The organism is Collinsella tanakaei (assembly GCF_016902615.1).
Lineage (GTDB): Bacteria > Actinomycetota > Coriobacteriia > Coriobacteriales > Coriobacteriaceae > Collinsella > Collinsella tanakaei_A.
The window spans coordinates 23193-44523 of sequence record NZ_JACJMB010000019.1 but is presented as its reverse complement, the minus strand read 5'-3'; the positions used below and the strand labels follow the sequence as shown (position 1 = coordinate 44523).

General features: G+C 66.0%; 21 protein-coding genes. 15 read left to right on the top strand and 6 right to left on the bottom strand.

Annotated elements, in window-relative coordinates; translation table 11 throughout:
• Positions 1–203 precede the first annotated feature (203 nt).
• Positions 204–590: an MmcQ/YjbR family DNA-binding protein gene (locus H6A21_RS07395; protein ID WP_204562077.1), complete on the top strand. Its 387-nt coding sequence runs from the start codon at positions 204–206 to the stop codon at positions 588–590.
• Positions 591–628: 38 nt separating this feature from the next.
• Positions 629–1933 (top strand): MFS transporter, encoded by a 1305-nt coding sequence (locus H6A21_RS07390; RefSeq protein ID WP_204562075.1) that lies wholly within the window; start codon positions 629–631, stop codon positions 1931–1933.
• A gap of 86 nt (positions 1934–2019) precedes the next feature.
• Here H6A21_RS07390 and H6A21_RS07385 read toward each other — a convergent pair whose 3' ends face one another.
• On the bottom strand, positions 2020–2541 hold the full coding sequence (locus H6A21_RS07385; RefSeq protein ID WP_204562073.1) for an adenylate kinase: 522 nt from the start codon (positions 2539–2541) through the stop codon (positions 2020–2022).
• A gap of 123 nt (positions 2542–2664) precedes the next feature.
• Between H6A21_RS07385 and H6A21_RS10985 the strand changes: the two genes are divergently transcribed.
• The 4 genes from H6A21_RS10985 (at position 2665) to H6A21_RS07370 (ending at position 5620) form a co-directional block, all read left to right on the top strand.
• Positions 2665–2952 (top strand): hypothetical protein, encoded by a 288-nt coding sequence (locus H6A21_RS10985; protein WP_239462730.1) that lies wholly within the window; start codon positions 2665–2667, stop codon positions 2950–2952.
• A complete protein-coding gene (locus H6A21_RS07380; protein ID WP_239462729.1) occupies positions 2953–3495 on the top strand; it encodes a class I SAM-dependent methyltransferase in 543 nt (180 codons plus the stop codon).
• A gap of 120 nt (positions 3496–3615) precedes the next feature.
• Entirely contained in the window at positions 3616–4191 is a 576-nt protein-coding gene (locus H6A21_RS11155; RefSeq protein ID WP_342636081.1) for a sugar O-acetyltransferase, read from the top strand.
• A 127-nt stretch (positions 4192–4318) separates the two neighbouring features.
• Complete coding sequence (locus H6A21_RS07370; RefSeq protein WP_204562071.1) at positions 4319–5620, top strand: Na+/H+ antiporter NhaC family protein; 1302 nt, start codon at positions 4319–4321, stop codon at positions 5618–5620.
• A gap of 85 nt (positions 5621–5705) precedes the next feature.
• On the opposite strand, the gene H6A21_RS10970 is transcribed toward H6A21_RS07370, so the two are convergent.
• Together H6A21_RS10970 and H6A21_RS07360 are read right to left on the bottom strand one after the other, a co-directional pair.
• Positions 5706–7034 (bottom strand): GH32 C-terminal domain-containing protein, encoded by a 1329-nt coding sequence (locus tag H6A21_RS10970; protein WP_204562069.1) that lies wholly within the window; start codon positions 7032–7034, stop codon positions 5706–5708.
• Between the two features lie 145 nt (positions 7035–7179).
• Positions 7180–8511: a PTS transporter subunit EIIC gene (locus H6A21_RS07360; RefSeq protein ID WP_239462728.1), complete on the bottom strand. Its 1332-nt coding sequence runs from the start codon at positions 8509–8511 to the stop codon at positions 7180–7182.
• On the opposite strand from H6A21_RS07360, the gene H6A21_RS07355 reads away from it, so the two are divergent.
• The 3 genes from H6A21_RS07355 to H6A21_RS07345 all read left to right on the top strand — a co-directional run bounded on the left by H6A21_RS07355 (position 8510) and on the right by H6A21_RS07345 (position 11005).
• Positions 8510–8860 carry an MFS transporter gene (locus H6A21_RS07355; RefSeq protein WP_342636080.1) on the top strand — a complete coding sequence of 117 codons (351 nt, stop codon included), beginning with the start codon at positions 8510–8512 and terminating at the stop codon, positions 8858–8860. The two genes, H6A21_RS07360 and H6A21_RS07355, sit on opposite strands and share 2 nt — an antisense overlap.
• Positions 8811–9239 (top strand): helix-turn-helix domain-containing protein, encoded by a 429-nt coding sequence (locus H6A21_RS07350; protein WP_204562093.1) that lies wholly within the window; start codon positions 8811–8813, stop codon positions 9237–9239. Before H6A21_RS07355 ends, H6A21_RS07350 begins: the two co-directional genes overlap by 50 nt.
• A 152-nt stretch (positions 9240–9391) precedes the next feature.
• Positions 9392–11005 (top strand): peptide chain release factor 3, encoded by a 1614-nt coding sequence (locus H6A21_RS07345; protein ID WP_204562064.1) that lies wholly within the window; start codon positions 9392–9394, stop codon positions 11003–11005.
• Between the two features lie 87 nt (positions 11006–11092).
• On the opposite strand, the gene H6A21_RS11225 is transcribed toward H6A21_RS07345, so the two are convergent.
• Positions 11093–11812 (bottom strand): metalloregulator ArsR/SmtB family transcription factor, encoded by a 720-nt coding sequence (locus tag H6A21_RS11225; RefSeq protein ID WP_204562061.1) that lies wholly within the window; start codon positions 11810–11812, stop codon positions 11093–11095.
• Positions 11813–11922: 110 nt separating this feature from the next.
• Here H6A21_RS11225 and H6A21_RS07335 point away from each other — a divergent pair, with 110 nt between their 5' ends.
• From H6A21_RS07335 to H6A21_RS07320, 4 genes are all read left to right on the top strand, one after another.
• On the top strand, positions 11923–12486 hold the full coding sequence (locus H6A21_RS07335) for a DUF5714 domain-containing protein (protein WP_204562059.1): 564 nt from the start codon (positions 11923–11925) through the stop codon (positions 12484–12486).
• Between the two features lie 429 nt (positions 12487–12915).
• On the top strand, positions 12916–13440 hold the full coding sequence (locus tag H6A21_RS07330) for a hypothetical protein (protein ID WP_204562056.1): 525 nt from the start codon (positions 12916–12918) through the stop codon (positions 13438–13440).
• Between the two features lie 618 nt (positions 13441–14058).
• The gene (locus H6A21_RS07325; protein WP_204562053.1) at positions 14059–14355 is read left to right on the top strand and encodes a transcriptional regulator; all 297 of its coding nucleotides are present in this window, start codon (positions 14059–14061) and stop codon (positions 14353–14355) included.
• 4 nt (positions 14356–14359) lie between these two features.
• A complete protein-coding gene (locus H6A21_RS07320) occupies positions 14360–15610 on the top strand; it encodes a HipA domain-containing protein (RefSeq protein WP_204562051.1) in 1251 nt (416 codons plus the stop codon).
• A 178-nt stretch (positions 15611–15788) separates the two neighbouring features.
• On the opposite strand, the gene H6A21_RS11315 is transcribed toward H6A21_RS07320, so the two are convergent.
• Both H6A21_RS11315 and H6A21_RS07310 read right to left on the bottom strand, forming a co-directional pair.
• Complete coding sequence (locus H6A21_RS11315; protein ID WP_204562087.1) at positions 15789–16025, bottom strand: AAA family ATPase; 237 nt, start codon at positions 16023–16025, stop codon at positions 15789–15791.
• Between the two features lie 309 nt (positions 16026–16334).
• A complete protein-coding gene (locus H6A21_RS07310; protein WP_239462727.1) occupies positions 16335–17453 on the bottom strand; it encodes a helix-turn-helix transcriptional regulator in 1119 nt (372 codons plus the stop codon).
• A 26-nt stretch (positions 17454–17479) separates the two neighbouring features.
• Here H6A21_RS07310 and H6A21_RS07305 point away from each other — a divergent pair, with 26 nt between their 5' ends.
• The gene (locus H6A21_RS07305) at positions 17480–19330 is read left to right on the top strand and encodes an ABC transporter ATP-binding protein (RefSeq protein WP_204562048.1); all 1851 of its coding nucleotides are present in this window, start codon (positions 17480–17482) and stop codon (positions 19328–19330) included.
• A complete protein-coding gene (locus H6A21_RS07300; RefSeq protein WP_204562045.1) occupies positions 19331–21106 on the top strand; it encodes an ABC transporter ATP-binding protein in 1776 nt (591 codons plus the stop codon).
• Positions 21107–21331 lie beyond the last annotated feature (225 nt).

The window sequence follows — 21331 nt, the reverse complement described above, 5'->3', positions numbered from 1 at the left end:
CAGTCTGATCGAATCTAGGCAACTCGAATCATACCGGGGCGGGCCGTGCCCTCCTGTCTATCTGGACGCTATGCTGCTGTCAAAGTGCGCAAGAAATTGTACGTTACCGCGGTCGCATCCTTTCTTCCTATGGGACAATGGGAATACCATCATTGTTCCCGCTGCTGCGGCGGCTAACCCGTGCAATCTACAAGGAGGCGGCGATGGACCTTCGTGCGATCGAGCGGCGGCTGCTCGGGCATCCCGGCGCGACGCGTGCCCTGCATCCGTCGTGGGGGTGGATGGTCTATTGGGTGGGTGGGCGCCAGTTCGCCTGCGAGTTCACGGCGGCGCCCACGGCGAAGGCGCCCTATGCGGGGCGCCGCCTGCTATCGCTCAAGTGCGCTCCCGAGCGCATCGCCGAGCTGCGCGCGGAGTTTCCCGACACGGTGCTGCCGGCGTATTACTCGGATGGTCGGACGTGGATCTCCATCGATCTGGACGCGGACGATATACCCGAGACGCTCGTGTGCGACCTTGCCGACGCGAGCTACGGCCTCGTGTTCGCTCGGCTGCCGCGGCGCGTCCAGCGTGAGATCACGGGCGCATAGCCGGCCAGGTGATTGCGGTATAGAGAGAAGGGGAAGACATGGCCGATCGGTCGTGGCGGGCGAAACTCGCCTGCGTGTGGACAGGCGAGCTCGTCTCGGTGCTCACGAGCTCCATCCTGCAGATGGGCTTCATCTGGCACATCACGTTGACGACGAACTCCGCGAGCATGCTGTCGCTCGCCTCGCTCGCGGGCTTTCTGCCGTTGGCGCTGATCGGCACGTTTGCCGGTGCCATCGTCGACCGCCTGCCGCTCACGCGCGTGCTCATCGGTGCCGATCTGTTCATCGCGGCGGTGAGCGCCGCCGTGGCGCTCGTGTCCGCCTGGGGTGTTTTGCCCGTGTGGGTCGTGATCGCGGCGCTCTTCTTCCGGGCATGCGGCAGCGCCTTCCATACGCCGGCGTTCCAGACGCTGACGCCGCTCGTGGCGCCCCCGGAGCATCTCACGCGCCTGGCGGGTGTGGCGCAGGCGGTGCAGTCGGGCGGCTACATCCTGGGTACGGCGGTCGCGGCGGTCATCTACCCGCTATGGGGCCTTACCGCCATGATCGCGCTCGATGTGGCGGGGGCGCTTCTGGCTACGGTGGCGGTTCTGGTGGCCCGGCTCGACGTTGGCGGTGCGCGGGCGTCAGCGGGCGCGACCGGTGACGATGGTGCGCAGGCGGCGGCAGGCGAGGACGCGCAGGCGGCGGATGCGGCCGGGATCGGCCGTATCGCCGAGCAGGCGCGTACGCTCATGCGCGAGACGGCGGCCGGATACCGGGTGCTGCGGGGCTATCGCGGCCTGTTCGCGCTGTTGTGGTGCGGCTTCGCGTTCACGCTCGTGTTCTCGCCCATATCGGCGCTCTTCCCGCTCATGACGCTCGATCATTTCGGCGGCACGACCGCCGATGCCGCCGCGGCCGAGATCGTGTTCTCGGTGGGCATGATCGCGGGCTCTGCCCTGCTCGCCTCGACGGGCGGCTTCAAGAACCGTGCGCTCACGGTCGTGTGCGCCACGGCGCTCTTTGGCATCGCGACGTTTGCGACGGGTCTGCTCGGATCCAACGGCTACCTGGTGTTTTTGGCCATGAGCTTCCTGATGGGCGCGAGCTCGCCGTTCTACTCCGGTCCCCAGACGGCGCTCATGCAGGAGAAGGTCCCGCCCGAGTACCTGGGCCGCGTGTTCGGCCTCTACGGCGCGATCATGTCCTGGGCCATGCCGGTGGGCCTTGCCGCGTCGAGCCTGTTCGCCGATGCGGTCGGAGCGCCCCGGTGGTTTGCGGGGACAGGTGTCGCCATGGTGCTGCTCGCCGCTGCGACCTGGGCGATCCCGAGCATTCGCGCCATCGAGACCGAGCAGTAGGAGTCGCCGTTGACTCGCACGCTAGCGTCTACGTGCCCGCCGCGCCGCCCGCCCGGAATGAAGGCGCCTTGCGCGGTCCGCGTCCGCTAATCGTCGCCCGCGCGAAGGCGCGCGAGATAGGCGTCCGCCTCGGCGTGCGTGCGAAACGTGACGAGCCGGCAGGCGCTCGGGCGCGCGGCCAGCAGATCCATCAGCTGGGGACGCTGCTCTGTGGGAAAGCGCCGGATGTAGTCGGCGAATTCTGGGTCGAGCTCGTGCTCGACCCAGGGCAGGTCCTCGCGCGGCTGGCCGATGCGGGCGGCGGCGCCGGCAAGGCAGATGTCCACCGGCAGATCGAAGAGGAAGACCGTGTCCGTGCGCTCCAGGCGCCGTTCGAGCGTGCGCAGGTAGTTGCCGTCGATAATCCAGCGGTCGCGCGCGAGCTCGCGGGTGAGCCTGCGGTCGAACTGCTCGCAGGTGACGTTCGCCTTGTCGGGCGTGTGCCAGATCATATCCAGGTAGATGAGCGGCAGGCCGCACGCATCGCGCATTGCCCGGGCGAACGTGCTCTTGCCGGCGCCGGGGCTGCCCACGACAAGGGCGCGGGCGGGCGGTGTAGCTGTATCCATGGGGGGCTCCTTGCAGGGTTCGGCGGCTGACGGGCGCGCGATGACGGCTGGGCGCGTCCGTCAGCATGGCTTCGGTTCATCTACGGTAGCATGGTGGCGGTGCAGCCAGACCGGATGCACCCCATGAAAGAGAAGGGGATCGCCATGGGCTTGGCAAAGCACGGCGGCACGGGCGCGCACGACGCGGGCGCCGCCGAATCATATACCGATATCAACGCGCGCATCATCGACCAGTGGATCGACGACGGATGGGAGTGGGGGACGCCGATTTCGCACGAGCGCTACCTCGCCGCGGTCGCGGGCGACTGGTCCATGGTGCTCACGCCCACCCGTACCGTGCCGCGCGAATGGTTTCTGCCCGACATGCGCGGCGCGCGCGTGCTCGGTCTCGCCTCGGGCGGCGGCCAGTAGATGCCGCTGTTCGCCGCGATGGGCGCCGTGTGCACCGTGCTCGACTACTCCGAAAAGCAGATCGCGTCCGAGCGCATGGTGGCGGAGCGCGAGGGCTACGAGATCCGTGCCGTGCGCGCGGACATGACGCGCCCGCTGCCGTTCGAGGACGGGGAGTTCGACCTCATCTTCCACCCCGTCTCCAACTGCTACGTGCAGGACGTGCGGCCCATCTGGCGCGAGTGCTTCCGCGTGCTGGCGCCGGGCGGCAGGCTGCTCGCCGGCCTCGACAACGGCTTCAACTACGTGGTGGACGATGGCGAGGAGCGCGTCATCCACGGTCTGCCGTTCAACCCGCTGCGCGACCCCTCACTCATTCCGGCCGACGAGCTCGCCGATTGGGGCATGCAGTTCTCCCACACGCTCGACGAGCAGATCCGCGGGCAGATCCAGGCGGGCTTTAGCCTGCTCGACCTCTACGAGGACACGAACGGCAAGGGCCGCCTGCATGAGCTCGGCATCCCGACGTTCTGGGCGACCTGTGCGGAGAAGCCCCAGGCGTAATGAGGACGGCCCGGGCGCTTGCATACACGGGCCGGGCTGGCTGCGGCGGTGCCGGAGGTTGCGCCCGCTGCGGCTGCCCGCGGCATGCCGGCGGCGTATCGAGGGACGAGAGGGGATGCGGTGGATTCCGAACAGCTCCATGAGCTCGCGAATTCTGGTGAGCTCTACCACTATGAGGACCCGGAGATCATGGCCCTGCAGCGCACGTGCTGCGAGCGCCTGCGTCTCTACAACCTGACGCCCGAGACAGAAGAGGGCGCGCGGGAGCGCACCGAGATGCTCCAGCGCATGCTCGGCACCTGGTCCGAGGACGTGTGCATCCTGCCGCCGGTCCATGCGAACTGGGGGCTTGCGCATGTGCACGTGGGCCGTGGTGTCTTCATCAACTTCGACGCGAAGCTTGTGGACGACGGGGATATCTTCATCGGCTCGGACACCATGCTCGGGCCGGGCGTGACCATCGCCACGGCGCTGCATCCGGAGTCGCCAGAGCTACGCCGCCGCAAGGTGCAGCGCAACCTGCCCGTGCATATCGGCGAGAACGTGTGGATCGCCGCGGACGTCACGATCTGCCCGGGCGTGACGATTGGCGACAACAGCATCGTCGGTGCAGGCAGCGTGGTCGTCCGCGACATCCCGGCGAACGTGGTGGCGATGGGCGTGCCGGCCCGCGTGGTGCGCGCGATCGATGTGTGAGGTGCCAGGGCCGGTGTCCGCGTGACGCCCGTGGGGGCGCCGTCCCGTTTCCCGTGAGATGCGCTCGCCGCTTTGGGGGCGCCGACCCCACCGGGGCATGAGAACGTTCGATACAGGAGGTTATCTCGTGGAGCTGCTGACGCTCGGGTCGTTTCTGGTCGTGCTCGTGGTGTGCGTCGCCACCGGGGTGCCGACGGCCATCGCCCTGATCGTAGGGCTTGCCCTGTTCTGCCTGTATGCCTGGCGCACCGGGAATCCCGCGGGCCGCGTGGCGGCAATGTGCTGGCATGGCATCCGGCCGATCACGCGCATCCTGGGAATGCTTGTCACCGTGGGCGTTCTCACGGGGCTGTGGCGCGCTTCGGGCGTCATTCCGGCGATCGTCGCCTACACCGTCCCGTTCATCACCCCGCAGCTCTTCCTCCTCATGACGTTTCTGCTCAGCTGCCTCGTGTCGGTGCTCACGGGCACCTCGTTCGGCACGGCGGCGACCATGGGCGCCATCTGCATCTCCATCGCCTCGAGCATGGGCGTGCCACTCGTGCTCGCCGGCGGCGCTGCGCTCTCGGGGGCGTTTTTCGGCGATCGATGGTCTCCCATCTCCACGAGCGCGCTGCTCGTGGCGAGCATCACGGAGACCGATTTCTACGGCAACCTGCGCAACATGGTGCGGACGGCAATCGCTCCGTTCATCCTGAGCTGCGTCGTCTATCTTGTCGCGGGCATGCTCGTGCCGGCGGCATCGACGGCGGCGGACACGGCGGGCGCCCTGGCGGCGGCGTTCGACCTGTCGTCTGTCGTGCTCATCCCGCCGGCCGTCGTGTTCGTGCTCGCGTTCGCGCGCATGGACATCCTGCTCGTCATCGTCGCGGGCATCCTCTCGGCCGTGCCGCTCTGCCTGTTCGTGCAGGGTATGGATGTCGCGGAGGTCGCCCGCACCGCCGTGATGGGCTTTACCGCGCCCACGCCCGCGACGGCAGCGCTTGCGGGTGGCGGCATCGCCTCGATGCTGTCTGCCGTGGAGATCGTGGTCATCACCTCGGCGTACGCGGGCATCTTCGAGGAGACCGATCTCTTGCGGGGCATCGAGGGGATCGTGGCGCGCCTCGCTGCGCGCCTGTCGCCGTTCGCCACGACGCTTGTCATCTCGGCCGCTGCGTCGGCGATCTCGTGCAACCAGACGCTTGCCATCATGCTCACGCATCAGCTGAGTCGCGACCTGGCGCCTGCCGTCGACCATGCGCTCGACCTCGAGGATTCGGTCGTGCTCGTGGCGGGTCTCGTGCCGTGGTCCATCGCCGGCGGGGTGCCGCTCGCGTCGATGGGCGCGCCGGTTGAGAGCATGGCGTGCGCGGTCTTCCTGTACGCGGTGCCGCTCTGTCGCCTGGCGTTTGGCCGCCTAGCGCGCGTGCGTGCGAAGCGCGCGTGAGGTCGCTTGGGCGCTTGCCGCAGGCGCCCGCCCTGCCCGCGCAGCCGATCCGGACAGGACGGGTCTCATGCACGAATCGAGGCGGTTAGCCGAGCGCGTGGAGCTCCGGTGTGGCGGCGGCGCGCACCTCGATGTAATCCTGGAGCCCATAGACCGCGTGGCTCAGCACGTACTCGCCGTCGTTCACGTAGGTCTCGACCATGTTCGCGTCGACGAATACGTCGAGTCGGTCGCCCTCGCGGACCTCGGGCGTCTCGGAGGTAAGGCGGCACTTGCCGCTGTGCGGGCACACGGCGCTGCGATCGGCGACGATGCGGCCGCCCGTGCGCACGATGCGGTATCCTCCGAGGTCGAGCGACTCGCCCTCGTTAAGCTCGATGGCCAGGTGGTAGCCGGTGCGCGCCGAGACCTGCTCGGGGGATACCGGCAGGCGGTAGGCAGCGCGCACGTTGGGGTGGATGCGGAAGTAGATGTGGCCGTCTTTCACCTCGACCACGCGCGGCAGGCTCATCATCCCGCGCCAGGCGCCCTCGTCGCCCTCAACCGCGGCGGGCATGCGCAGCCAGGCGATGACGGTGCGGCGCCCCTCGGCGTCGAGCGCGCTCTGCGGTGCGTAGAGATCGAGGCCGTAGTCGAAGAACTGGTAGCGGTCGGCAAGCGTCATGTGGCAGGCGTCCTCGTCGAAGTCCGCGAGCATGCAGATGGCCATGTCGGTGGGCGCCGCCCCGTCGTCGAGCAGTCCCATGGGGGAGACCATGAGGACACCGGCCCCGTCGACCTCGAACCAGTCGGGGCACTCCCACATCCAGCCGAGGCCGGCATGCTCGGCCGTGCCGGCGAGCTCCCAGGTGTGCAGGTCGTCGCTGCGGTAGATGAGAAGGCGCCCCTCGCGGTGGACGGTCGTGCCGAGCACGAGGTAGTAGCCGTCGCGCCCGCGCCATACCTTCGGGTCGCGCGTATGGGTCGCATCACCCACCTCCGGGTCGGTGATCGTCGGGATGATGACGCGCTTGGCGCCCAGGTTGTCGAAGCGCTGCCCATCGCTTGAGATGAGCTCCATCTGGCAGGATTCGAACCGGTTGTTCAGATGCTTGTGGATGTTTTCCGGGTCGGTCTCGAGGTAGCGGACGCCGGTATAGAAGAGGTGCAGGCGTCCCTCGCGCTCGATGGCGCTGCCGGAGAAGCAGCCGTTTCGGTCGGCGAGCTTCGTGGGAAAGAGGGCGATCCCTGTGTGCTCCCAGTGGATGAGGTCGGACGACACCGCGTGTCCCCAGTGCATGGTCCCCCAGCTCGGGGCGTAGGGGAAGTACTGGTAGAACAGATGGTACTGCCCGCGGTAGTAGATGAACCCGTTGGGGTCGTTGATCCAGTTGAGCGGTGCCTTGAGGTGGCCGGTCTGCTCGATGACGCGCACGTCGTGCTCCTTCTATCCGATGGTTGGCGGGGTCTGTCCGATACGGGTGCCGCGCCGTATCGCTGATACGCCGAAAGGCGACGGCACGCCGGCCGCCGCCTTTCGGCTGCAGGGGGCGCAACCTGCTGGGTAGCAGGATTGCAGGTTACAACGTTGCAAGCTGCTTGCGTCCGATGGTCTTGGCGAACACGAAGGTGATGATGAACGTGCACACGATCGCGATGACCACCGAGACGAGGAACTGCAGCATGCAGTCGGGCCTGATGCAGATGACACCGATGATACCGCACGGGCTCTGCGAGACGGAGAGCACCTGCACCATAGTGGCATAGGCCGCGCCGATGCCGCCGCCGATGAGGGCTGCGTGGAACGGGAAGCGCAGCTTGAGGTTCACGCCGAAGATAGCGGGCTCGGTGATGCCCAGCCATGCGGAGACACCCGAGGCCGAGGCGACGCTGCGCATCTTGGCGTTGTGCTTGGCGAGGAACATCACGGCGAGCGCCGCGGCGCCCTGGGCGCAGTTCGCGCAGGCAACGACGACGAACGTGGGCGATCCGCCGAGCGTTTCGATGTTCGCCAGGATCTGCGTCTCGGCCGTGACCAGGCTGTGGTGCATGCCGGTGATGACGAGCAGCGGGTAGGTTATGCCGTAGATGAGGCCGCCGAGCGCGCCGAGGTCGAAGAACAGCCACATGACCGCACTCGTCATGGCGTCGCCGACGGTGCGCATGACGGGGCCGATGAACAGGAAGGTCAAAGCGGTCGTGATGAGGACGGAGAGAAGCGGGGTGACGATGTTGTCGATCATGGCCGGCACGACCTTGTGCAGGCGCTTCTCGATGACGGACATGAAGAACACCGCGACGATGACCGGCAGGACCGTACCCTGGTAGCCGACCTTGGCGACCGCGAGGCCGAAGAAGTTCCAATAGGGGACAGTGTTGTCGAGCAGCGCCTGACCGTAATCGTAGCCGCTCATGAGGTCGGGGTGGATCATGATGGCGCCGATGACCGCACCGAGGATGGGCGTACCGCCGAAGATTTGGGCGGTCGAGAAGCCGATGAGCACCGGCAGGAAGGTGAAGCCGGCGTTCGACGCCATGTTGATCATGGCGGCCAGGTCGGCGATCTGGGGGTAGGCCTCGACGAGCGACTTGTCGGGGAAGAACATGCCCTGGGCGGTCAGGATGTTGTTGATGCCCATGAGCAGACCGGAGGCGACGAGTGCCGGCAGGATGGGGACGAACACGTCGGCGAGGGTCTTCAGCAGCTTCTGCACCGGGTTCATCTTCTGCGCGGCCTCGAGCTTGACCTCCTCCTTGGTCGACTCGCTGACATGGGCGAGCTGGACGAACTCCGCATAGACGTTGTCGACGATACCGGTGCCCAAGATGATCTGGAACTGCCCGCCGTTGTTGAAGTTGCCCTTCACGAGGTCGATCTGCTTCGCCGCGGTGGGCGCCACCGAGTACCTCATGCCGTTCTTCCTGCAGGACGCCTGCGGCATCGCGCCGAATGTGGCGGGCCTTGCGCTCACGGCCATCCCGCTCGGCATGGCGGCAGTGGGTCCCGCCGCCGGTGCCCTGTCCGACCGCATCGGCAGCGCGCTGCCGTGCTTCGCGGGCCTGGTGGTCTACGCGGTGGGCATCGCCTTCACGGGAAGCCTGCCCGCAACCGCCCCGCTTGCCGTGATCGTTGCCGGCATGCTCGTGATGGCGGTCGGCACGGGGCTGTTCCAGTCGCCGAACAACTCGCTCGTCATGGGGTCGGTTGCCCATGAGCACCTGGGATTTGCCGGTAGATGCGTTCCCATTTCCCCCGTTTGAAGGCGGCACGTTCGGCGATGACTTCACTGATGCCGTCGAGAGCGCCGTTGATTGGCTCGGGTGCATGGTCGAGGACCATCTCATGAACGGTACCGAGCTGCCAGAGATGGAGTTTGGCCATAAGCCGGAACGGGGCGGCACGGTGATAGCGGTTGCTGTCGAGAGGAAGCTGGAAGACATTCCCGCCGTCACTGCCTCGGAGGCATCGCGCATGATGGGCGTGAGCACGGCAAGGGTGGCGCAGCTCGTGAAAAGCGGATATTTGGACTCATGGAAGGTCGGGGGCACGAGGATGGTCTCCCTCGCTTCCGTGAAGGCGAGAATCGAGAGCGACCCGAAGCCGGGGAGGCCGCGGTGTGAAACTTCGGAAGAGAAGTAGTCGGTTTCCAAGCGCTGTGCGATGCGGCGTCTTCGTCGACGCCATGTTTGCAGTCTGCGTGAGCGATTTTCCCATCTGGTAAGATAGCGCACGGTAAAACGCATATGAGGGGCCGTGGCGGGATGCGCGCGGTCGCAAGAACAGGGGAGCCCATGCCAAGTATCGCCGACGAGATTGCGTCGCGCCGCACGTTCGCCATCATCTCTCACCCGGACGCGGGCAAGACCACGCTGACCGAGAAGCTTTTGCTCTATACCGGCACGATCCAATCGGCCGGTTCGGTCAAGGGCAAAAGCAGCGCCAAGCACGCGGTGTCCGACTGGATGGACATCGAGAAGCAGCGCGGCATCTCCGTCACCTCCTCGGTGCTGCAGTTCACCTACGGCGGATGCTGCGTCAACATCCTCGACACGCCGGGCCACCAGGACTTCTCCGAGGACACCTACCGCACGCTCATGGCGGCCGACTCCGCGGTCATGGTCATCGATGGCGCCAAGGGCGTCGAGGCCCAGACGGTGAAGCTCTTCCGCGTCTGCGCCCTGCGCGGCATCCCCATCTTCACGTTCGTGAACAAGCTCGACCGCGAGACGCGCGACCCCTTCGAGCTCATGGAGGAGATTGAGAACGTGCTGGACATCGGCACGTGTCCCATGAACTGGCCGATTGGCAACGGCAAGAACTTCCGCGGCGTGTTCGACCGCGCGAGCCGCCATGTGCTGGCCTTCGAGGGCGACGGGCGCGCCAACGCCGCCAAGAAGGTGAACGAGATCGAGGCGGAGCTCGGCGACCCGGCACTCGACGAGCTCATCGGCGCCGAGAACCATCGCAACCTTATGGACGACATCGAGCTGCTCGACGGCGCGGCCGACGAGTTCGACCTGGACGCCGTGCGCGCGGGCAAGCTCTCACCGGTCTTCTTCGGCTCCGCCCTCACGAACTTCGGCGTCGAGCCGTTCCTGAAGGACTTTCTGCGCCTCGCGCCGCCGCCCTCCGCGCACATCGACGCGCTGACGGGCGAGCCGGTCGACCCGGCGGAGCGCGATTTCTCCGGGTTCGTCTTCAAGATCCAGGCGAACATGGACAAGAACCATCGCGACCGCATCGCGTTTCTGCGCATCTGCTCGGGCAAGTTCGAGCGCGGCATGGATGCGACGCACGTGCAGGGCAACCGCAAGATCAAGCTCGCCACGGGCACGGCCATGATGGCCGACGACCGCGCGACGGTGGACGAGGCGTACGCCGGCGACATCGTGGGCCTGTTCGACCCGGGCATCTTCTCCATCGGCGACACGGTGTGCTCGACGAAGCACAAGGTGCAGTACGCGGGCATCCCCACGTTCGCGCCGGAGCACTTCGCGCGCGTCAGCCAAGTCGACACGCTCAAGCGCAAGCAGTTCGTGAAGGGTATGGAGGAGCTTGCCCAGGAGGGCGCGATCCAGATCTTTCGCGAGATCGGCGCCGGCATGGAGAGCGTGATCGTGGGCGTGGTCGGCGAGCTGCAGTTCGAGGTGCTGGAACAGCGCCTGCTCAGCGAGTACCACGTGAACGTGCGCCGCACGCCGCTGGGCTACACCGACATCCGCTGGATTGCCAACGAGCCGGGCGAGGTGGATGTGAAGGCGCTGAACCTCACGCGCGACACGCTGCGCGTCGAGGATATGCGCGGCGGCAAGCTGCTGCTGTTCACGAGTCCGTGGAACGTCGACTGGGCGGTTGAGCACAATCCGACCCTCAAGCTGTCGGAGTTCGGCAACGTGACGTTTTAAGGCGACGGGCCGCATGCCGAAAGGCGTGCGGCCCGTCGCTCGCTGCGTGCGGCGTGACGCAGCGGGGCTGGCTGCCAGATGCGGGCGCTACCCGCGTTGACCGCTGCATGAGCCCAGCGCTGTGATCGTGTGTCCGAGGCCGGTGAAGTGCGCGGCATCGAGGCGGTAGTGGGACCAGCGGCCCTCTTTGCGCTGTTCCACCAGATGTGCCTGGACGAGCACTTTCATATGGTGCGACAGCGTGCTCTGTCCGATGGAGAGATACTCGAGCAGGTTGCAGGCGCACAGCTCGCCCTCGCGTGCGAGGATGCCGACGATGGCGAGGCGCGTCTCGTCGGCGAGCGCGCGCAGCGCCGCGATGTCGGGGATGTTCGGCGTATCCTGCGGGGAGGACTCCCCGTACGCGAGCTGTTCCGTCCGTATGCGGCAGGCGAGGTCGTCGACCTTCTGCTCGATCACGCCGATACAGGCCTCGATGGCGCTATCGCCCTTGCCGGTGGGGTCCTCGAGGCCCCAGTCCTCACGGTGCGCGCACGCAAGCGTCGGGCAGGCGACGCCGCAGCCCATCGTCACGACGATGTCCGGCTGCGGGATCGCGTCGAGCTTCTTGCTGGAGAGGCGCGACGTGTCGGCGCCATGGCTCGCGAGCAGGCGCAATACCTGCTGGTCGGGGGAGGGGGCAGGGTCGGTTCCGGCCGAATACGGCTCGATGATATCGGCGGCGCGCAGGCGGCAGATCGCCTCTGCGATCTGGCTGCGGCAGGCGTTGTGGGTGCATATGAACGCGACGCGGACTCTCTGCGGCACAGGTGGCTCCTTTTGGGTTGCTAGCTGTCGTACCGTCTAGTCTACACATTGATGGGTATCGATGCGGTAGTATGGAAGCGGATTTCGATATATGAGCGGAAGGAGCCGTCATGAAGGACGCCGGCAACGAGTACGCCTGGGCGCGCGAGCTGTGCCTGCAGAGCGCATCGACCTGCCCCTCTGCGCTGGTGGAGGAGCTGATGGGCGCGCCGGAGTGCCCTGCGTTCGGTCCGGCTCACCATGTTCTTGCGGGCGCGGCTTTGCTGACGTGCGTGTCGAATGCCCGCGGCGATGGGGATCTTGCGGCAAAGCTCGACGAGCTCATCGCGCGCTCCTCGAATGTTCCCGGTGGGACGTGCGCCCGGTGGGGTGCGTGCGGGGCCGCTCTGTCGTGCGGGATGGCGTTGGCGATCGAGCTGGATAACGCGCCGCTCAAGCAGGACGGCTGGAGCGACGCGCAGATGATGGTCGCCGAGCTTCTGCACGCGATCGCCCGTGCGGGCGCACCGCGCTGCTGCAAGCGCGACACGCGCATCGCCGTGGGCGAGGCGACGGGCTGGTTCTCGCGGGCGCTCGGGGTGAGGCTTGAGAGCCTGGCGGAAGAGGACATCGTCTGTCGCGTGTCCGATCAGAACTCCGTGTGCCTGGGCGGCGCCTGTCCATATTTCGGCTGAAACGCGCCGACACGACGTATGCGCTGCAAGATGCGGCCGCCAAGGATCTAGCCACCTACGTGCTCGTGATTCCGGAAGGGTATGGGGAGGAGCTTGCTGACGCTGCGCGCTCGGACGTCGAGCCGCCTGCACTCGAGTGTTCCGTGAGCTTCCAGAACGCTCAGGGGTCGCTCATGGATGAGCGGGTCCGCGTGTTCGCCCAGCAGCTCTATGCGCCGCTTCAGGTGGGGGATACGACGGCCGAGCAGGCCGTGGCGTGGGCCGAGGATGCGCAGGCTGCGCGGGCGGAGGTTGCGCTCACGCCCCAGCAGGCCACGGGCCTTCCGCTTGCGTACCTCATCTTCATGCAGTTCTCCACCTATGCGCTGTTCGGCGGGACGGCGATTCTCATCGCATCGGGGGCTGCGCTCGTTGGCCCGGGACCGGCCCGTGCACGCGCGGCTCAGCGCGGCGGGCGTGTCGGACGCGGCGCGCGAGGCGCAGCTGGCGCTTGCCTGCGCTGGCGTGGGGGTTGCGGTGTGGGCGGCGATGGCCGCGCTGGGTGCTATCTGGTGCGCGCCGGCGCTGGCTGGGGTCGACGTGGCGCTCGTGGCGCTCGCGCAGGTGCCGCTGCTTGCGCTCGGCTTTGTGGGGGCGGCGTACGGATATCTGCTCTGGAGCTTGGGCGCGACCGGCGACCTCGCACATGCTGCCGGTAACATGTGCTCGATGGTGCTCACGTTTCTGGGCGGTACCTGGGTCTCGCAGGCGACCATGGGCGCGGCGATCACGGCCGTGGCGCGGCTCACGCCCATCTGGTGGGTGGTCCATGCGTTCGGCGACGTCTTCTCGGCATCCGGCACGACCGGCGAGCTCGTGGGGTCGGTCATGGCGCAAACGGGGCTCGTGCTGCTCTTCGCCGCGGCGATCGCCGTTGCGGGCGCCGCGATTGCGCGCACCCGGGCGCGGAGGTGAGGCGAGGAGTCTCGGCTGTGCGCGCCCTCGCCCCGCGTCTCGCCTATCCGGTGCAGCTTCATGTTCGAATGCGCGGCTTCGCGTTGGGTTGAACTCGGGTGCCGTTGGGCAGGTACGCCGGCCGTGTTGGGCACAATCTGGCGCGCACGTGCGTATCGGGGCCGACGCCTGCAGAACAGCTATCTGATGCGATGGGGATGCCATCGGTAGGGCGACGCCGGCAGCCTCGTTGCGTTCAAGGCAATCCAGCAGGTGCTCTTGACCGTACCTTCGGGCGAACTCGGTGAACCCGCGGGGTTTGATCTTGGAAAGAATGCCCTTTTGGCAAGGGGTGGGGCACTCGTGGCAGTGGGTGAGCCCCTTTGCAGCGGAACATGGTCTGACTTCGCAGGTCAAAGCATCTGGGCATAAACCGGAGTCACAGCTATCGCACAGTCGTTTTCTGAGCAGAGGCAGCACGCGAGGCCGCAGCGCGCGATTCCCATCATCCGTCTCATCTGGCACTCACGCTCCCGTCCTGGCGGTATGCTCCGCGGATACGGGAAGAAAACTCTTTAAGAGAAATAAATATTGCTACAATAAACTACAAAAGAAGTATTTGTTTCTGTTAGGAGTGCCATGGCGGGTCGAACTCCCATACCGGTCGCGCGGGCTATGCGAAACGTTGCGGCCAATATTGATCTGGCACGCCGTCAACAGCGCATCACGGTTGAGCTTCTGGCGGAGCGCGCGAATCTCTCAGTCCCGACGGTGCGAAAACTTCTGAACGAGGGGGCGGGTACGTTCGAGAACTTCCTGCGCGTCGCGCGCATCTTGGGGATGCTCGAGAACGTCGTAGGCGCGACGGACCCGCTCCGTACGCCCATCGGAAGGGCGCGTGCCGAACAGGACGTGCCCAAGCGCGTCAGGGGATGAGGATGTGGAACTCGATATAACTGTTCAGATTTCGGGCAAGGATGTCCTTGCAGGCAAGCTGTACCAAAGCGTGCGCCATGGTGATGAGACTACGACATTCTCATATGTCCCTTCGTACCTTGATGATCCGCGCTCTTTCTCGCTTGCCCCTGATATGCCTCTCGGGCCCGGTTCGTTCCATTCTACGGGGCTTCGAGGTCTGCGGGCATTTGAGGATTGCATGCCGGATCGTTGGGGGCGCAACCTTATGCTCCGTGCAGAGCGGGCCCAGGCGCGCGTTGAGCATAGAACCCCACGCACGCTCTTTGAGGTTGATATGCTTGCGGGCGTGAACGACGAGGCGCGACAAGGTGCCATTCGAGTCTGGAATACAGATGGCGAGGTAGTCTCATCGGTTCGCAACGGGGTCCCTCGCGAGACGAGCGTTCCGGCGTTGCTTGAGGCGTCTGATCGCGCTGTTCAAGACATCGATGCCGACGTAAGGGACCTTCTTGCTGCTGGGTCCAGTTTGGGCGGCGCGCGGCCAAAGGCGTCTGTTCGCGATGAACAGGGGTTCCTGTGTATTGCGAAGTTTCCCAAAGCCGATGAGGGGCCGCTCGACGATGTGTGCGCGTGGGAGCATGTTTGCTTGCGGCTCATGGATCAAGCGGGAATAACGGTTCCTACTTCTCGTCTGCTGCGTGTCGGCGGCCGTTCCGTTCTGCTTGTGCGACGATTTGATCGCGCCGGCGATGCGCGATTGCCTTATATCAGTGGTCTGAGCGCTATTCAAGGTGAAGATGGCGGCAGGTATTCCTATCTTGAGCTGGCCGAATTCATAGAGGAAGAAGGATCTCGGCCCGCTTTGGACCTTCGTGAACTCTGGATGCGCGCACTCTTTTCGTGTGCGGTGGGCAATACGGACAACCATCTGAGAAATTACGGATTTCTGCGGGAGAAAACTGGCTGGATGCTGTCTCCTGCGTTCGACGTAAACCCGACACCCGGGTCGGAACGGAAGTACTTGGCGACGGGACTCGATTTTGACAACCGAGAGACGGAGCCGGAAGTCGCTTTTGCGGTCTGTGATTTCTTCAGAGTGAACAGTGCGGAGGCTTGTGACGTCGCTGCCGGTATGGCACGTGTGTTGGGCGGGTGGCGGAGGCTTGCGCGTGCGGATGGTATATCCGAGGCTTCACAGGAAATCATGGCTGACTGCTTCGAAGCGGGTATTCGCAAGTTGAAAGCTGTTGCTCGGAAAGGGCGAACGCGCTGAGCGGCACCTCGTCGATAAAACGGGGCTTTGTAAGGATAGAACCTGAAGCGAGAGGCATGAATGAGGAGACGCGTATGACGACTTCCCGCTAGCCAAAACGCATGACAACAGCGCAGGCTGTGGACCCGGTATCGCCGGGCGTAGTTTGTTGCGGCTTGCAATCGGATAGAAGGGATGCTCAATGGTTCATGACACTCGTATCGATCATGGCTACATAGTGAGATTTCGATTGCAACTGGTGCCTTGCTCCGTGAGCCGGTTTGGCTGAGCAGGATGTTTTGGAAGTCGGTTTGCGTGAAGTCTGCAGGCGCTTGTCTTCGAAGTTGATGTAGATGATGCGCTCCCACGCAACGCCGCTCTTCACAAGGCCGCGAACAACGCCGTACAGGAGCGTCGATTTCCCTGCGCGACGCAGGCCTGTTGCGACGTGGCATGCCGAGCATCATGGCAAACGGCGGGCGCTCGTCTCAAATTCCCTATGCTTTTTCAGCCACGAGTGCATACCGGCGTGAAAAGGGGAAGCGCGTAGCGGATTCCTACATCGGTGGGGCATCCATGGATGGGCCTCTCGCCAGGGATGCGCGCCGTGCGCTATGCGTCTCAGCCCTTATATACACTGCCCGTCGAGGACCGCGCCGCAGCCGCCTGCCTTCGCTTAGGGGCACGGCCTGATGAGAGGTGGATGCGGTTCAGATGGGGTCGGGTTCGTTCCGTTTTGATGTGCTCACAGGATTCTCGGCTGCGGCGAGACGCATTCCCTTTGGTTGCGCCAGGCGCTCGGGGAGAGGCCGGTTGCCCTGGTGAAGGCGTGGTCGAATGCCGACAGCCCGGGATAGCCGAGCATCTTGGCGATGTCCGCTATGGCGAGGCCGGTGGTGCCCAGCAGAGTGCGGGCGCGCTCGATACGCGCCTCGCGTATGAATGAACCGGGGCCCCGTCCGGTTTCGCGCTGGAATGCGGCGCAGAGCCGAGATCGGCTGACGAAAAGCGCCTTCGCGAGCCCATCGACCGAAGGCGGAGCCGCCCTGTCGTCGAAGGCTCGCGCGATATGGCGCCTCGCCTGGTCTACCAGCTCAGCGGCATCCCCGTCATGCGCCAAGGTGTCATGACGCGTCGCAAGCGACGCCACGAGCCCTTCCACGGCGGCGCGCAGCGCGAGGGTGCCGCCCGGTTCCGTGGGCGGCCGACGGGAGATCTTGCCGAGGGCATGTCTGATCTCTATGCTCTCATTCACGCCGAGACAGGTGTCGAACAGGGCGAAGGTGCCCCGGAACTCCCCGGGATAGCGCCGTTCGAGCGCATCGAAGAAGTCGGGGAGCAGGATGATGGAGCTCGAGCGGTAGCGCTCACCGGCGTGCAGGGGACTGGTGAGCGTGTGCGGCCGGCGCTCGACAAACGTCGCGAGCTCCGATGGAGCGGCCCCGCCCCGCGCGCCGACGGGCCTGAGCGCCAGCCCGCAGGCGCGCGAGCAGGCAGAGGAGGCATCTTCCAGCATGCACGCGCAGGCATACGGTCCGGTGGATTCCTCCTGAAGGTGCATGTCGGCGCGCGGGATCACATCGTGGTAGAGCACGAGGCAGCCCGCCGTCGGCGAGGCGAACCACATCGTGCCGTCGGCGGCCGATCCTGTCGTTTCGCCTGTCCAGAACGCGCCGTGCCGCTCAAGCCGGATGCCGAGCTGTACTGCCTGGGGGAGGCAGAGCGCAAGGAGCTCGCCGGCGATGTCGGATGCACCCTTCATGTTGAAGAACCGTCCTTCGTTCTTGCCGTTTCGTCGCGCATAAGTTGCATTAAGCAAACATTTCTGTGTTCGCATGATACCGTGCGGCGGAACGTCAAGCAAGAATCCGACTTCTTGAGGAGGACAACATGTCTGAGACGCAACGGGCGGGCACGACGCCTGCCGATGCGCGCTCCCGGCAGAGCGGCGCGGTAGGTCGGCTGCTCGCCTTCGCCGGATCGCGGCGCGCCCTCACGTACCTGGGCTGCGTGCTCTCGGCGATCTCGATGCTTTTGGGCTTCGGCCCGTACGTGTGCATCTGGTTCGCCGCGCGCGACCTCATCGCCGTCGCGCCGAACTGGGCCGCCGCGGCAAACAGCGCTGTATACGGCTGGTGGGCGCTCGCCTTCGCCGTGGGATCCATCGCCCTGTATTTCGCGGGACTCATGTGCACGCACCTCGCGGCCTTCCGCTGCGCGTCCAATATGCGCAAGCGCACGATCGAGCATCTCATGCACACGAGCCTCGGATATTTCGATACGCATGCGTCGGGTGCGCTGCGCCGGGTGGTGGACGGGTGCGCGGCCGAGACCGAGGGGCTGCTCGCCCACAAGCTGCCGGACACCGCGGGCAGCGTGGCCATGATCGCAGGCATGCTCGCGCTCTTCTTCCTGTTCGATTGGCGCCTGGGCGTCGCCTGCCTCGTCCCGGTCGCGATAAGTCTCGCCTGCATGTTCTACATGATGGGCGGTCGCGGCATGGACTTCATGATGCGCTACATGGAGTCGCTCGTGAAGATGAACAAGACGGGCACCGAATACGTGCGCGGCATCCCGGTGGTGAAGGTGTTCCAGCAGACGGTCCATTCCTTCAGGGCGTTTCACGATGCCATCGAGGAGTTTACGCGTCTCGCGCAGGACTACGCCGTGACGTGGTGCCAGACGCCGCAGTCGCTTTCGCTGACGGCCATCAGCGCGGCGGCGGTCTTTCTCGTGCCGGTTGCGGTGTTGGTGGCGCCCGGCGAGACGGATATCGCGCACTTTGCGACGAACTTCGCTTTCTACGCCATCTTCTCCGCCGTCATCCCCACCGCCATGACGCGCGTGATGTTCATGTCCGAGGCGTTCCAGTCGGCTGCCGATGCGGTGTCGCGCGTGGAGGAGGTCCTTGCGGCGCCCGTGATCGACGCTCCCGCCACGCCGCGCATCCCGCACGATAACGCCGTGGTGTTCGAGGACGTGAGCTTCGCCTACGAGGGGGCCGATGCACCGGCGCTCGACCACGTGAGCTTTACGGTGCCCGCCGGCTCGACGGTGGCGCTCGTTGGTCCCTCGGGCGGCGGCAAGACCACGGCCGCCTCCCTTGTGCCGCGCTTTTGGGATGCGGATGCCGGTCGGGTGCTCGTGGGCGGGGTGGACGTGCGCGCCATGGACCCCTCGGAGCTCATGGAGCGCGTTGCCTTCGTGTTCCAGGCCAACCGGCTCTTCTCCCAGTCCATCCTGGATAACGTGCGGGCGGCGCGTCCGGGCGCGTCGCGCGAGGAGGTGATGGCGGCGCTGTCGGCCGCCCAATGCGACGACATCCTCGCCAAGCTGCCGGACGGCGTGGACACCGTGTACGGAGCGGAGGGCGTCCATCTCTCCGGCGGCGAGGTCCAGCGCCTCATGCTTGCCCGCGCCATCTTGAAGGATGCGCCCATCGTGGTGCTCGACGAGGCGACGGCGTTTGCCGACCCCGAGAACGAGGTCAAGATCCAGGCCGCCTTCAAGCGCCTCGCGCGCGGGCGCGACGGTGCGCCCCGTACCGTGCTCATGGTCGCCCATCGGCTCTCGACCGTGAGGGGTGCCGACAAGATCGTCGTGCTCGATCGCGGCCGCGCGGTGGAGCAGGGCACGCACGACGCGCTCGTGGCGGCAGGCGGCCTCTATGCGCGCATGTGGGCCGACTACGAGCAGGCGGTCACGTGGAAGATCTCGAGTGGCGAGGGGAGCGAGGCGTAGATGTCCATCAAAGAGAAATATGCCCTGACCGATGAGGGGGCGCGAAACGTCAAGCTGGGTGCAGTATGGACGACCGTCACGAACCTCGTGGTGTTCGCGGGCGTGGGATTCGTCTTTATCATCATGAGCGCGCTCGTGGCGCGGCTTGCGGGCAGCGCGGTCACGCTCGGGCCGTGGGGCGCGCTCGGATTCGACCCGCTGTCCGTCCCCGTCGCGACCTGGGCGGTCGTGCTCGCGGCGTACCTCATCGTGCTTTTCGTGTGCGAGCGCTTCCAGTACTACTACCAGTACGGCGTCATCTACAAGGAGAGCGGACGGCAACGCATCGCGCTCGCCGAGCGTCTGCGCAGGCTCCCGCTGTCGTTTTTCGGCCGACGCGATCTCGCGGACCTCACCGAGACCCTCATGACCGACGTCAAGACCACCGAGCACGCCTACAGCCACGTGCTGCCCGAGCTCTACGGAGCCTACGCCACGATGGCTATCGCCTTCGTGTGCCTGTTCGCCTTTGACTGGCGGCTCGCCGTGGCGTCCATGTGGTCGGGTCCGGTGGCGCTGCTTCTGCTGTTCGGCGTGCGCTCCCGGCTCCAGCCGCTGATGGCCCGGACGCGCATGGCGGGTCTTCGCTGCTCCGAGCGCATCCAGGAGGCGCTCGAGTGCGTGCGCGAGGTGCGTGCCACCAACCAGGAGGAGCGCTACCTCGAGGGCATCTATAGGAGCGTCGATGCGGCCGAGCGCTCCGCCGTGCGCAGCGAGCTCGCCTGCGGCGTGTGCGTGAACGGGGCACAGGTGGTCTTGCGTCTGGGGTTCGCCACCACGCTGCTGGTCGGATCCGGGCTCGTGCTCGAGGGATCGTGCGATTTTCTCACCCTGTTCTGCTTCCTGCTCGTGGTGAGCCGCATCTATGCGCCCTTCGACCAGGCGCTCATGCTCATCGCGGAACTGTTCTCGGCGCGCACGGCGGCCGGGCGCATGAAGGCCTTCTTCGAGGAGCCGTTGGCGGCGGGCGGCAAGGCCTATGCGCCTATCGGGCACGATGTGGCGTTCGAGCACGTGGCCTTTGCGTATGAGAAGGGAGGCGAACAGGTTCTCTCGGACGTCTCCTTCACGGCGCGCGAAGGCGAGGTCACCGCGCTCGTGGGTCCCTCCGGCTCCGGTAAGTCCACGTGCGCAAGACTCGCCTGTCGTCTATGGGACGCGAGTGCGGGGCGCGTGTCCGTGGGCGGGGTAGACGTCTCAACGGTCGACCCCGAGGTGCTGCTCGGAGACTTCTCCGTGGTCTTCCAGGACGTGACGCTGTTTGACGACACCGTGATGGAGAACATCCGCCTGGGGCGGCGCGGCGCGACAGACGAGGAGGTGCTGGCTGCGGCGCGCGCCGCCAACTGCGACGAGTTCGTCGACCGCATGCCCGAGGGCTACGCCACCTTGATCGGCGAGAACGGGGCGCGCCTTTCCGGCGGCGAGCGCCAGCGCATCTCCATCGCGCGAGCGCTTCTGAAGAACGCACCGGTGGTGCTTTTGGATGAGGCGACGGCGAGCTTGGACGTGGAGAGCGAGACGCAGGTGCAGGAGGCGCTCTCGCGCCTGCTCGCGGGCAGGACCGTCATCGTGATCGCCCATCGCATGCGCACCGTGATGGCGGCCGACAAGGTCGTGGTGCTGGACTACGGCCGCGTGGTCGAGCAGGGCGCGCCGGCAGACCTCATGGCGCGCGGAGGCCTGTTCGCCCGCATGGTGCGGCTGCAGGCGGCCTCGGCGGACTGGACGCTGTAGGCGACGGTGCCGATGGGCGGCGTGGCCGTTCGAGGCCCACTTGCCGCCCACACCTGAATGCCGCATGGAGTCCGGGTGGGACCTGGCGCCTCGGCGCAAGTGTACCGAGGCGCTGCGAGCGGCGCTTTCCCGTAGGATGTTGATGGGTGCGACCGCGACGAGAGGTGGGTCCTCCAGACCGCATGTATCGATGGGGTCGTGGGCGCCCTCATCATCAAGGGGCTC

What these genes read in the sequence shown, in the direction of transcription:
- H6A21_RS07395 (WP_204562077.1), top strand. Translation starts at nt 204, where the DNA reads ATGGACCTTCGTGCGATCGAGCGGCGGCTGCTCGGGCATCCCGGCGCG.
- H6A21_RS07390 (WP_204562075.1), top strand. Translation starts at nt 629, where the DNA reads ATGGCCGATCGGTCGTGGCGGGCGAAACTCGCCTGCGTGTGGACAGGC.
- H6A21_RS07385 (WP_204562073.1), bottom strand. Translation starts at nt 2,541, where the DNA reads ATGGATACAGCTACACCGCCCGCCCGCGCCCTTGTCGTGGGCAGCCCC.
- H6A21_RS10985 (WP_239462730.1), top strand. Translation starts at nt 2,665, where the DNA reads ATGAAAGAGAAGGGGATCGCCATGGGCTTGGCAAAGCACGGCGGCACG.
- H6A21_RS07380 (WP_239462729.1), top strand. Translation starts at nt 2,953, where the DNA reads ATGCCGCTGTTCGCCGCGATGGGCGCCGTGTGCACCGTGCTCGACTAC.
- H6A21_RS07355 (WP_342636080.1), top strand. Translation starts at nt 8,510, where the DNA reads ATGCCGTTCTTCCTGCAGGACGCCTGCGGCATCGCGCCGAATGTGGCG.
- H6A21_RS07360 (WP_239462728.1), bottom strand. Translation starts at nt 8,511, where the DNA reads ATGAGGTACTCGGTGGCGCCCACCGCGGCGAAGCAGATCGACCTCGTG.
- H6A21_RS07350 (WP_204562093.1), top strand. Translation starts at nt 8,811, where the DNA reads ATGAGCACCTGGGATTTGCCGGTAGATGCGTTCCCATTTCCCCCGTTT.
- H6A21_RS07345 (WP_204562064.1), top strand. Translation starts at nt 9,392, where the DNA reads ATGCCAAGTATCGCCGACGAGATTGCGTCGCGCCGCACGTTCGCCATC.
- H6A21_RS07335 (WP_204562059.1), top strand. Translation starts at nt 11,923, where the DNA reads ATGAAGGACGCCGGCAACGAGTACGCCTGGGCGCGCGAGCTGTGCCTG.
- H6A21_RS07325 (WP_204562053.1), top strand. Translation starts at nt 14,059, where the DNA reads ATGGCGGGTCGAACTCCCATACCGGTCGCGCGGGCTATGCGAAACGTT.
- H6A21_RS07305 (WP_204562048.1), top strand. Translation starts at nt 17,480, where the DNA reads ATGTCTGAGACGCAACGGGCGGGCACGACGCCTGCCGATGCGCGCTCC.
- H6A21_RS07300 (WP_204562045.1), top strand. Translation starts at nt 19,331, where the DNA reads ATGTCCATCAAAGAGAAATATGCCCTGACCGATGAGGGGGCGCGAAAC.